Source organism: Persicobacter sp. CCB-QB2 (assembly GCF_001274635.1).
Lineage (GTDB): Bacteria > Bacteroidota > Bacteroidia > Cytophagales > Cyclobacteriaceae > Persicobacter > Persicobacter diffluens.
In genome coordinates, this window is record NZ_LBGV01000001.1 from 3,744,018 (window position 1) to 3,756,515 (window position 12,498).

Sequence of the window (12,498 nt, forward strand, 5' to 3'; positions counted from 1 at the left end):
TTTCGACCGGGCTTATCATAGTCCGGTCTTTTGCCGTTTATGCACATTTTCACTAAATTGTTATAAACGGTTTATTTTCCCGGATTCTCTCCTTTTCCAGTTTATCATTTAAATCTTACTGCCTTGGCTATTCAAACTGAAAGAAAAAGTTTCGCGTCGATTAAACACGTAATTGACTATCCTGACTTTCTGGATGTTCAACTTAAGTCGTTCAGGGACTTTTTCCAAATCGATACGCCTGCCGAAAAACGCGAGAATGAAGGCCTTTTTAAGGTTTTTCAAGAAAACTTCCCGATTAGCGACAGCCGTGAGAACTTCGTCCTGGAGTTTGTGGACTACATGATTGATCCTCCGAAATATACGGTGGATGAAAGCATAGACAGAGGCTTAACTTACTCTGTACCACTAAAAGCAAAGTTGCGCCTTTCCTGCAACGATGAGGACAATGAAGATTTCGAAACCCTTGAGCAAGAAGTATTCTTGGGGAACATCCCTTACATGACAGAGAAGGGATCCTTCGTGATCAACGGCGCTGAGCGTGTAATCGTATCCCAACTTCACCGTTCTCCTGGTGTGTTCTTTGCACAATCCAAGCACACCAACGGTACTACGTTATATTCGGCACGGATTATTCCTTTCAAAGGATCATGGATCGAGTTTGCTACAGACGTGAACAACGTGATGTTTGCTTACATCGACCGTAAAAAGAAATTTCCCGTAACAACATTGTTACGAGCTATTGGCTACGGATCGGATAAGGAGATTTTGGATCTCTTTGGTCTTTCCGAAGAGGTGGAAGCGACTGATGCTGCTTTGAAAAAAGTAGTAGGACGTAAGTTGGCCGCTCGTGTTTTACGTTCCTGGACAGAGGACTTCGTGGATGAAGATACCGGTGAGGTTATCTCTATCGATCGTAACGAAGTAATCTTTGAGCGTGATCACGTGATTGGCGAAGAGGATATCGAGGAAATCGTAGATTCAGGTCAGGATGCAATCGTTTTGCACCGTGATGACGTGAATATTGCGGAATTCCAGATTATCCACAATACGCTACAAAAAGACCCATCTAACTCCGAGAAAGAAGCGGTAGAGCAAATCTATCGTCAATTGCGTAATTCCGATGCACCGGATGAAGCAACTGCTCGTGAGATTATTCATAATTTGTTCTTCTCCGACAAGCGTTATGACTTGGGAGAGGTAGGACGTTATCGTATCAACCGCAAGCTGAAGATTGAAGAGTCTTTGGATATGCGCGTTTTGACGATTAAAGATATTGAGTTGATCGTGAAGTATTTGATTCACCTGATTAACTCTAAGGCGGTAGTGGATGATATTGACCACTTGTCCAACCGTCGTGTACGTACCGTAGGTGAGCAGCTTTACAGCCAGTTTGGTGTAGGTTTGGCGCGTATGGCACGTACCATTAAAGAGCGTATGAACGTTCGTGATAATGAAGACTTCAAGCCGGTTGATTTGATCAACGCGCGTACCTTGTCTTCTGTGATCAACTCTTTCTTCGGAACAAACCAGTTGTCACAGTTCATGGACCAAACTAACCCATTGGCAGAGATCACGCACAAGCGTCGTATGTCAGCTTTGGGTCCTGGAGGTCTTTCTCGTGAGCGTGCCGGTTTCGAGGTTCGTGATGTTCACTACACACACTACGGTCGTCTTTGTACTATTGAGACACCGGAGGGTCCAAACATTGGATTGATTTCTTCTCTTTGTGTTCACGCAAAAGTGAACGATATGGGATTCATCGAAACCCCATACCGTAAGATCAATGATGGTGTAATCTCTAATGAGGTTACTTATTTGACTGCCGAAGAGGAAGATTATAAAAACATTGCACAGGCCAATGCTCCACATGATGCGGAAGGTAACTTCGAAGAGCGTCAGATTAAGGTGCGTTATCAGGGTGACTTCCCATTGGAAGGTCCTGAAAATATCGCCTATATGGACGTTGCGCCTAACCAGATTGTATCCGTTGCAGCATCAATGATTCCTTTCTTGGAGCATGATGATGCCAACCGTGCATTGATGGGATCGAACATGCAGCGTCAGGCAGTGCCATTATTACGCCCTGAGGCTCCAATCGTAGGTACTGGATTGGAGAAACGTGTTGCTGAGGATTCTCGCGTATTGTTGAGAGCCGAAGGTGACGGTAGCGTTGCTTATGTAGATTCAGAGAAGATTACCATCCGTTACGATTTGACCGACGATGAAAAATTGTCCGGCTTCGATAATGAATTGGTGACTTACGAATTGGTGAAATTCCGTCGTACTAACCAGGATACCTGTGTTAACCTTCGCCCAATCGTATTGAAAGACGATCGCGTGTTTAAAGGTCAGGTATTGGTAGATGGCTATGCTACTGAAAAAGGGGAGTTGGCTTTAGGCCGTAACCTATTGGTAGGGTATATGCCATGGCAGGGATACAACTTTGAGGATGCGATTGTTATCTCTGAGCGTATCGTTCAGGATGATGTTTACACCTCTATTCACATTGATGAGTATGAGCTTGAAGTTCGTGATACTCGTCGTGGTGAGGAAGAATTAACTACTGAGATTCCTAACGTTTCTGAGGATTCAGTGAAAAACCTGGATGAGCATGGCGTTATCCGAGTGGGTGCTGAAATCAAAGAAGGGGATATTTTGGTAGGTAAGATTACCCCTAAAGGAGAGACTGATCCTACTCCTGAAGAGAAATTGTTGAGAGCGATCTTCGGTGATAAAGCCGGTGATGTGAAAGATGCATCATTGAAAGCTTCTCCATCATTAAATGGTGTAGTAATTGACACTAAATTATTCTCTCGTCCTAAGAAGGATAAGGATCTAAGAGCGAAAGCGAAGAAAGATGTTGAAGCTTTGAAGCAGCGTTATTCAAGTGATTTGAATAAGGTAAAAACAACCATGATTGAGAAAATGGTTCGTTTGCTTGAAGGCAAAACTTGTCAGGGTATCAAGCATAAGTTTGGCGATGAGATCATGAGCGCAGGCGTTACTTTCTCTGCGGCTAACATCACCAATAACTTGTTCCCGGAAGAAAACATCTATCGCGATGAGAGCTCTTATGCAGTATCAGCTGAAGCAAACTTGGTTGCGGACTTGAATCTGGACAACTGGACAGATGATGAGCGCATCAACGAGTTGATCGTGATCTTGGTGAAAAACTACATCAACAAGCGTAACAAAATTACTGGTTTCTTCAAACGCGACCGATTTACTTTGGAAGTGGGAGATGAATTGCCAGCAGGTATTGTTCAGTTGGCGAAAGTATATGTAGCCAAGAAGCGTAAGCTTAAAGTGGGTGATAAAATGGCGGGTCGTCACGGTAACAAAGGTGTGGTTGCGAAGATCGTACCTATTGCGGACATGCCATTCTTGGAAGACGGAACTCCATTGGATATCTGTTTGAACCCATTGGGTGTACCTTCCCGTATGAACATCGGTCAGATTTTCGAGACCGTATTGGGATGGGCAGGACGTAAACTAGGTAAAAAATATGCTACTCCTATCTTTGACGGTGGTACAATGGACGAAGTTCAAGGAGAATTGAGAGCAGCTGGATTGCCAGATTATGGACGTTCATTCTTGTTTGACGGACGTACAGGTGAGCGTTTTGACCAGCCGGTTACTGTTGGTATTGCATATATGCTGAAATTGGGTCACTTGGTGGATGATAAGATGCACGCGCGTTCTATCGGACCTTACTCTTTGATTACGCAGCAACCATTGGGTGGTAAAGCTCAGTTTGGTGGTCAGCGTTTTGGAGAGATGGAGGTTTGGGCACTGGAGGCATTCGGTGCGGCGCATATCCTTCAGGAGATTTTGACCATTAAGTCCGATGATGTTATCGGTCGTGCGAAAGCTTATGAGTCTATCGTTAAAGGAGACAATATGGGTAAACCAAATATTCCTGAGTCCTTTAACGTATTGGTACACGAGCTTCGTGGTCTTGCACTTGAAGTTACTTTAGACTAATCCATCTACTCGATTTAAAATATTCTCCTTAAGAAATATGAGTTTCAGAAAGAATAAAAAAATCAATAATGACTTCTCAAGAGTAACCATCTCATTGGCCTCTCCAGAATCTATTCTGGAGAGTTCATATGGAGAGGTAACTCAGCCAGAAACCATCAACTACCGTACTTACAAGCCGGAGATGGGTGGTCTTTTCTGTGAAAGAATCTTCGGTCCTGTAAAGGACTGGGAGTGTCATTGTGGAAAATATAAAAGAATTCGCTACAAGGGTATCGTTTGTGACCGTTGTGGTGTTGAAGTAACGGAGAAAAAAGTACGTCGTGAGCGTATGGGACACATCGAATTGGTGGTTCCGGTAGCACACATTTGGTACTTCCGTTCTTTGCCTAACAAGATTGGTTATTTGTTAGGTCTTCCTACCAAGAAGTTGGATCAGATTATTTACTACGAGCGTTATGTAGTAATTCAGCCAGGTATCAAGGAGGAAGATGAGATCCAGAAAATGGATTTCTTGACTGAGGATGAGTATTTGGAAATCATGGACAAATTGCCTCGTGAGAACCAAATGCTTGATGATGATGATCCAAGCAAGTTTATTGCGAAGATGGGTGCGGAAGCAATGGAAATGTTGTTGGCACGTACTGATCTGGATTCATTATCTTATTCATTGCGTCACCAGGCCGCGACCGATACCTCTCAGCAGCGTAAGGCAGAAGCTTTGAAGCGTTTGAAGGTGGTAGAAGCATTCCGTGATTCCCGTACACGTATTGATAACCGCCCAGAGTGGATGGTGATCCGTATGGTACCGGTTATTCCACCGGAATTGCGTCCATTGGTGCCATTGGATGGTGGTCGTTTCGCAACCTCTGATTTGAACGATCTTTACCGTCGTGTAATTATCCGTAACAACCGTTTGAAGCGTCTGATCGATATCAAAGCACCTGAGGTGATCTTGAGAAACGAGAAGCGTATGTTGCAAGAGGCTGTCGATTCTTTATTCGACAACTCTCGTAAAGTAAATGCGGTTCGTTCTGATGGTAACCGTGCGTTGAAATCCCTTTCTGATATGTTGAAAGGTAAGCAGGGTCGATTCCGTCAAAACCTATTGGGTAAGCGTGTTGATTACTCTGGTCGTTCGGTAATTGTTGTAGGTCCTGAATTAAGAATGCACGAATGTGGTTTGCCTAAGAATATGGCAGCCGAGCTATTTAAGCCATTCGTAATTCGTAAGTTGATTGAGCGTGGTATTGTAAAAACCGTGAAATCAGCGAAGAAAATTGTTGACCGCAAGGATCCTGTTGTTTGGGATATTTTGGAGAATGTACTGAAAGGACACCCTGTATTGTTGAACCGTGCTCCTACGCTTCACCGTTTGGGTATCCAGGCATTCCAGCCAAAGTTGATTGAAGGTAAAGCGATCCAGTTGCACCCATTAGTGTGTACTGCATTTAACGCCGATTTTGATGGTGACCAGATGGCGGTTCACGTTCCTCTAGGTCACGAAGCCGTGTTGGAAGCACAGGTATTGATGTTGTCTTCGCACAATATTCTGAACCCTGCCAACGGAGCTCCAATTGCGGTACCTTCTCAGGATATGGTATTGGGTCTTTACTATATGTCTAAAGGCCGTCCGAATACGGAAGCTTATCCGATTAAAGGAGAAGGCATGGTTTTCTATGGTGCAGAAGAGGTAATCATTGCGATTAACGAAGGCGCTTGTGATAAAAATGCCAATATTAAAGTAAGAACTCAGGTTCGTAATGACGAAACCGGTGAGTTGGAAACTAAAGTGATCGATACTGTTGCAGGTCGAGTTTTAGTGAACCAATTCGTTCCAACGGAAGTAGGTTTTGTTAACGAATTGTTGACCAAGAAGAAATTGCAGCAAATTATCGCCTATGTGTATAAAATCACAGGTATGGCGAAAACTGCTAAATTCTTGGATGATATTAAACACCTAGGATTCCAGACTGCATACGCAGGTGGTTTGTCCATGGGTCTTAATGATATCATGATCCCTGACCAAAAAGCACCATTGGTGTCTCAGGCACAGGAAGAGCGTGACGAAGTGATGATGAACTACCAGATGGGTCTTATCACGGATACGGAGCGTTACAACCAGATCATTGATATTTGGACGCGTATCAACAGCCAGTTGACTACCGTATTGATGAAGCAATTAGCAGAAGATCAAAACGGTTTCAACGCGATTTATATGATGATGGATTCCGGAGCCCGTGGTTCTCGTGAGCAGATTCGTCAGTTGGGTGGTATGCGTGGTCTGATGGCTAAGCCTCAGAAAAACGTAGCTTCATCTGTTGGAGCAATTATCGAAAACCCGATTCTTTCGAACTTTAAAGAAGGTTTGGATGTATTGGAGTACTTTATCTCTACTCACGGTGCGCGTAAAGGTTTGGCCGATACCGCATTGAAAACTGCCGATGCGGGTTATTTGACGCGTCGTTTGGTAGACGTAGCGCAGGATGTGGTGATTAACGAAGCAGACTGTGGTACTTTGAGAGGTATCGAGATGGAAGCACTTAAAGATAATGAGGAGATCGTGGAGCCATTAGGTGAGCGTATCCTGGGTCGTGTTTCTGTTCATGATGTTGAGGACCCTTTAACTGGAGATATCATCGTTGAGGCTGGTCAGGAGATCAGTGAAGTACTGGTACAGCGTATTGAAGAATCCGCTGTAGAAATGGTAGAAGTTCGTTCAGTATTGACTTGTGAAACCCGTAAGGGAGTTTGTTCGAAGTGTTACGGACGTAACCTGTCTACTTTGAGAATGGCGCAAGTCGGGGATTCAGTAGGGGTTGTGGCAGCACAATCTATTGGTGAGCCGGGTACACAGTTGACCCTTCGTACGTTCCACGTAGGGGGTACTGCATCTGCTATTGCAGCTGATGCTTCTGTAATTGCGAAATTCCCTGGTATTGTGAAATACGATGAGATCCGTTCTATTCCTGTAGATGCTGATTTGGATGATGAGCCAGCAGATGTAGTAATGGGCCGTACTGGTGAGGTTCGTATCGTAGATGAGAAAACGGGTAAAACTTTGATGACGAATAACGTACCTTACGGTTCTTATTTGAAATTGAAGGATGGCGCTAAAGTAGAAAAAGGCGATAAAATCTGTCAGTGGGATCCGTTTAACGCGGTTATTCTTTCTGAGTTCGGTGGTAAAATCGGCTTTGATGCTTTAGAGCAAGGATATACTTTCAAGGTGGAGATGGATGATACCACAGGTCACCAATCGAAAGTCGTAATGGATTCTAAGGATAAGACCAAGAACCCTGCGATTACGATTGAAGGCAGTGAAGGTATTATCAAATCTTACAACTTGCCTGTAGGTGCTTACATCAACGTGGATAACGGAGATCAGATTAAGCCAGGTACGATCATCGCTAAGATTCCTCGTGCTGCTGGTAAGTCTGCCGATATTACCGGGGGTCTTCCTCGAGTTACTGAGCTTTTCGAGGCACGTAACCCATCTAACCCAGCTGTAATTTCTGAGATTGATGGTGTGGTAACTTATGGTGGTATTAAGCGTGGTAACCGTGAGGTATTCATTGAATCTAAAGATGGCGTGAAGAAGCGTTACTTAGTATCACTTGCTAAGCACATCTTGGTTCAGGAGAATGACTTCGTTAAAGCGGGTATGCCATTGTCTGATGGAGCCAAGACACCAAATGATATCTTGAATGTAGAAGGACCAACTTCTGTTCAGGAGTACTTGGTGAATGAGATCCAGGCAGTATACCGTCTACAGGGTGTGAAGATTAACGATAAGCACATTGAGGTGATTGTTCGCCAGATGATGCAGAAAGTTACTGTTGTAGATTCAGGTGACACGATCTTCCTGACTAACCAAATTGTTGATAAATTCACTTTTCGTGAAGAGAACGACAAGATTTTGGATATGAAGGTCGTAACTGATGCCGGCGATTCTACCAATTTGGAGCCAGGTCAGATCATCACTGCGCGTCGTCTACGTGATGAGAACTCTAACTTACGTCGTCGTGATTTGAAATTGGTACAGGTACGTGATGCGCAAGCAGCCGTTTCTAAGCCAACCCTTCAGGGTATCACGCAGTCTTCTTTGGGTACTGATTCCTTCATCTCAGCGGCTTCCTTCCAGGAGACTACTAAGGTGTTGTCTGAAGCATCTATCCGCGGAAAGCGAGATGAGTTACTTGGATTGAAAGAAAACGTGATCGTAGGTCACCTGATTCCGGCAGGTACAGGTGTTCGTGATTTCCGTAAGTTGATTGTAACTCATGAAGATGAGGAGCAGGAATTGCGTGAAATTCGTGAGCGTAGAGCAGAAAGCGAGCGTGTTTAATCCATTGTGATGTACAACACTCAAAATATATTGATTTAAGAGTTATAGACTATCTCCAAATGGGGGTAGTCTATTCTTTTTTATACCCACATCAAATTTAACTTTTATGCAAGAGCAAGATCAAAACCCAAAAAATGCCGGGAAAATCGATATCGAACTTCCGGAGGATATGGCGGAAGGTGTATATGCCAATTTGGCCATGATCGCCCACTCCAACAGTGAATTTGTTTTGGATTTTATCCGTATCATGCCCGGGGTTCCAAAGGCGAAAGTAAAATCTCGTGTGGTATTGACCCCCGAACATGCGGTACGGTTATTGCAAGCATTGCAGGACAATGTAGCCAAGTACGAATCCATGCACGGTCCAATCGGTCGAAATGGTCAGCAAGATGGTGGGCCTTATAATTTTGGCGGGCCGGTAGGTGAAGCTTAAGCTGCAGGTTTTTGTGTTAGAATTTGCCTAAAAAGCAATATTTGATCGCTTGAAAAATGTGCTTCCAAATTATTTTTTCAAGCTTTCAGACAAATAAGGTTTAAAGGGTTTGATTAGTCTGTGATTATCAATACCTTTGCAAACCTATTTTAAAATAGTAATTTCATACTTTAAACGATTTCATTAAATGCCTACTATTCAGCAATTAGTACGCAAGGGCAGAAAAAGCTTGATTGATAAATCAAAATCTCCTGCCTTGGACTCATGTCCACAACGTCGTGGAGTATGTACTCGTGTTTACACGACTACTCCAAAGAAACCAAACTCAGCGATGCGTAAAGTAGCTCGTGTGCGTTTGACTAACGGTAAAGAGGTGAACGCCTACATTGGTGGTGAAGGTCACAACTTGCAAGAGCACTCGATCGTGTTGATCCGTGGTGGTCGTGTAAAGGATCTTCCTGGTGTGCGTTACCACGTAGTTCGCGGTGCTTTAGATACAGCCGGTGTTAGCGGTCGTCTTCAGGGACGTTCTAAGTACGGTGCTAAACGTCCTAAGGACAAAAAATAATTAAAAAATTAAAGTACATTATTGTAGTAAAAAGCAATGAGAAAGGCTAAACCAAAAAAGCGGTATATTCTTCCTGATCCAAAGTTCCAAGATACTTTGGTAACGAAATTCGTTAACTATTTAATGTTAGACGGGAAGAAGAGTATTGCCTATAATATTTTCTATGACGCCATCGACTTAGTTGAGGAGCGCGTAGGTGAGAACGGTCTTGAGGTTTGGAAAAAGGCTTTGAATAATGTAATGCCAGCTGTCGAGGTTAAATCTCGTCGTGTGGGTGGTGCTACATTCCAAGTGCCTATGGAAGTTCGACCTAGCCGTAAATCATATTTGGGAATCAAATGGTTGATTCGTTATTCACGTTCCCGTGGTGAGAAAACCATGAAAGAACGTTTGGCTGGGGAGATCATTGCTGCTTCCAAAGGCGAAGGCGCAGCGGTGAAGAAGAAGGATGATACACACCGCATGGCGGAAGCTAACAAAGCATTCTCTCACTTTAGATTCTAATACAAATGGCTAAGGATTTAACTTTCCTGCGTAACATCGGTATCATGGCTCACGTCGATGCCGGTAAGACCACTACCACTGAGCGTATCCTTTATTATACTGGATTGTCTCACAAAATTGGTGAAGTACACGATGGAGCTGCTACCATGGACTGGATGGAGCAAGAGCAAGAGCGTGGTATCACCATTACTTCTGCTGCAACTCAAACGCAGTGGCACTACCCAACTGATAAGGGTACACACGTAAAAGGTTTGACTAAGCCTTACACTGTTAACATCATTGATACTCCAGGTCACGTTGACTTTACTGTAGAGGTAGAGCGTTCATTGCGTGTATTGGATGGTGCTGTTGCATTGTTCTGTGCTTCTTCAGGTGTTGAGCCTCAGTCTGAGACTGTATGGCGTCAGGCTGATAAGTACCGTGTGCCACGTATCTGTTTTGTGAACAAAATGGACCGTGCTGGTGCTAACTTCTTGGGAACTGTTCAGGAAATCATCGACAAATTAGGTGGTAACCCTGTTCCATTGCAGTTGCCTATCGGAGCTGAAGATACTTTCACTGGAGTAGTTGACTTGATCAAAAACAAAGCAATCATCTGGAACGAAGAAGACATGGGTATGACCTATGTGGAGCAAGAAGTTCCTGAGGATATGCTTGATGAAGTTGCTGAGTGGAGACAGAAGTTGGTAGAGGCTGTAGCCGAGTATGATGAGGAGTTGTTGGAGAAATTCTTCGAAGACGCTGATTCTATTACTGAAGAAGAAATGATGGCCGCTATCCGTGCAGCTGTAATTGACATGTCAATGCAGCCTGTAATGTGTGGTTCAGCATTTAAGAATAAAGGTGTACAAGCAGTATTGGATGCTGTATGTTCATTCTTGCCATCTCCATTAGATCTTCCTGCTATCGAAGGTGTTAATCCTGATACTGACGAAGAAGTTGTGCGTAAGCCAACAGTAGAGGATCCATTTGCAGCATTGGCATTTAAAATTGCTACTGACCCATTCGTAGGTCGTTTGTGTTTCTTCCGTGTGTATTCTGGGTCATTGAACGCAGGTTCTTATGTATTGAATACGCGTACAGGTAAGAAAGAACGTATCTCTCGTTTGATGCAGATGCACTCTAACAAGCAAAACCCAATTGATATCGTAGAAGCTGGTGACATCTGTGCAGGTGTTGGTTTCAAGGATATCAAAACTGGAGACTCTTTGGTAGACGAGAAGAACCCGATCATCTTGGAGGAAATGACTTTCCCTGAGCCTGTAATCGGTATCGCTATCGAGCCTAAGAAGCAAGCTGATGTTGATAAACTAGGTATGGCTTTGGGTAAATTGATCGAAGAGGATCCAACCTTGCGTGTACAAACTGATGAGGAAACTGGTCAGACTGTATTGCGTGGTATGGGTGAGTTGCACTTGGAGATTATCTTGGATCGTTTGAAGCGTGAATTCAAGGTAGAGGTTTCTGAGGGTGCTCCTCAAGTAGCTTACCGTGAGCAAATCACTACTGCTGTTGAACACCGTGAGGTTTACAAAAAGCAGTCTGGTGGTCGAGGTAAGTTCGCAGACATCGTATTCGAATTGATGCCTCGCGAAGATGATAAAGTTGGCTTGGAATTTGTGAACGAAATTGTGGGTGGTGCTATTCCTCGTGAATTCATCCCTGCTGTACAAAAAGGATTTGAGTCTTCTATGGTGAATGGTCCTTTGGCTGGTTTCCCTGTAGAGGCGATCAAAGTTCGTTTATTCCACGGTTCCTTCCACGATGTCGATTCTGACTCTTTGTCTTTCGAATTGGCAGCACGTATGGGATTCCGTGAGGCAGCCAAATTGGCTAAGCCTCAAATTTTGGAGCCAATCATGGCGGTAGAAGTTGTTACTCCAGATGATTACACTGGTCCTGTAACAGGTGACTTGAACCGTCGTCGTGGTATCATGAAAGGTATGGATACTAAAGGTAACGCTTCCGTTATCAAGGCTGATGTACCTTTGTCTGAGTTGTTCGGTTATGTAACTGACCTACGTACCATTTCTTCTGGTCGTGCGTCTGCATCATTGACCTTCTCTCACTATGATCCGGTTCCAAACAACCTAGCTAAAGACATTATCGCAGAAGCGAAAGGAGAATAAGAGCGTTAGATAGATATGAATCAAAAAATTAGAATAAAATTGAAGTCTTACGATCACAACTTGGTAGACAAGTCTTCTGAGAAGATCGTAAAGGCGGTAAAGGCGACTGGAGCTGTGGTAAGCGGCCCAATTCCATTGCCAACTGAGAAAGAACGTTTCACTGTATTGCGTTCACCTCACGTAAACAAGAAATCTCGTGAGCAGTTCCAAATCTGCACTTACAAGCGTTTGGTAGATATCTACTCAAACTCTGCAAAGACTGTAGATGCTTTGATGAAATTGGAATTGCCTTCAGGTGTTGATGTAGAGATCAAAGTTTAATGGTCCCATCGCCTGAGCGATAAGTATTGAAAAGGTCTGGAACTTCGGTTTCAGGCCTTTTTTTGTGCCATTTGCGCAAAGAGGCTTGAGAAAAAGGTTGCGCTTTATTTGAAAAATGCAATTTGGTGGTCTTCTGAAAAAATCCTTAAAATTTATCTTTAAACCGTGTTTTCAGCATGCTTTTTGACTAAATGGCAAGGGGGTTGAAAAGGTC

Annotated in this window: 7 protein-coding genes; all 7 read left to right on the forward strand. The window is 43.7% G+C overall.

Annotated features, from left to right (window positions below):
- Positions 1–123 precede the first annotated feature (123 nt).
- The 7 genes from rpoB (at position 124) to rpsJ (ending at position 12,284) form a co-directional block, all read left to right on the forward strand.
- Positions 124–3,984, forward strand: coding sequence for a DNA-directed RNA polymerase subunit beta (gene rpoB, locus NG22_RS16625; protein WP_053406734.1), 3,861 nt, complete (start codon positions 124–126; stop codon positions 3,982–3,984).
- Between the two features lie 37 nt (positions 3,985–4,021).
- The gene (gene rpoC, locus NG22_RS16630) at positions 4,022–8,329 is read left to right on the forward strand and encodes a DNA-directed RNA polymerase subunit beta' (protein ID WP_053406735.1); all 4,308 of its coding nucleotides are present in this window, start codon (positions 4,022–4,024) and stop codon (positions 8,327–8,329) included.
- Between the two features lie 106 nt (positions 8,330–8,435).
- Positions 8,436–8,762: a DUF3467 domain-containing protein gene (locus tag NG22_RS16635; protein WP_053406736.1), complete on the forward strand. Its 327-nt coding sequence runs from the start codon at positions 8,436–8,438 to the stop codon at positions 8,760–8,762.
- Positions 8,763–8,949: 187 nt separating this feature from the next.
- Positions 8,950–9,330 carry a 30S ribosomal protein S12 gene (rpsL, locus tag NG22_RS16640; protein ID WP_053406737.1) on the forward strand — a complete coding sequence of 127 codons (381 nt, stop codon included), beginning with the start codon at positions 8,950–8,952 and terminating at the stop codon, positions 9,328–9,330.
- A gap of 36 nt (positions 9,331–9,366) precedes the next feature.
- Positions 9,367–9,834 carry a 30S ribosomal protein S7 gene (gene rpsG / locus NG22_RS16645; protein WP_053406738.1) on the forward strand — a complete coding sequence of 156 codons (468 nt, stop codon included), beginning with the start codon at positions 9,367–9,369 and terminating at the stop codon, positions 9,832–9,834.
- Positions 9,835–9,839: 5 nt separating this feature from the next.
- Entirely contained in the window at positions 9,840–11,963 is a 2,124-nt protein-coding gene (gene fusA, locus NG22_RS16650; RefSeq protein ID WP_053406739.1) for an elongation factor G, read from the forward strand.
- 15 nt (positions 11,964–11,978) lie between these two features.
- Positions 11,979–12,284, forward strand: a complete 306-nt coding sequence (gene rpsJ, locus NG22_RS16655; protein ID WP_053406740.1) for a 30S ribosomal protein S10 — start codon at positions 11,979–11,981, stop codon at positions 12,282–12,284.
- Positions 12,285–12,498: the final 214 nt, after the last annotated feature.

What these genes read in the sequence shown, in the direction of transcription:
- rpoC (WP_053406735.1), top strand. Translation starts at nt 4,022, where the DNA reads ATGAGTTTCAGAAAGAATAAAAAAATCAATAATGACTTCTCAAGAGTA.
- NG22_RS16635 (WP_053406736.1), top strand. Translation starts at nt 8,436, where the DNA reads ATGCAAGAGCAAGATCAAAACCCAAAAAATGCCGGGAAAATCGATATC.
- rpsL (WP_053406737.1), top strand. Translation starts at nt 8,950, where the DNA reads ATGCCTACTATTCAGCAATTAGTACGCAAGGGCAGAAAAAGCTTGATT.
- rpsG (WP_053406738.1), top strand. Translation starts at nt 9,367, where the DNA reads ATGAGAAAGGCTAAACCAAAAAAGCGGTATATTCTTCCTGATCCAAAG.
- fusA (WP_053406739.1), top strand. Translation starts at nt 9,840, where the DNA reads ATGGCTAAGGATTTAACTTTCCTGCGTAACATCGGTATCATGGCTCAC.
- rpsJ (WP_053406740.1), top strand. Translation starts at nt 11,979, where the DNA reads ATGAATCAAAAAATTAGAATAAAATTGAAGTCTTACGATCACAACTTG.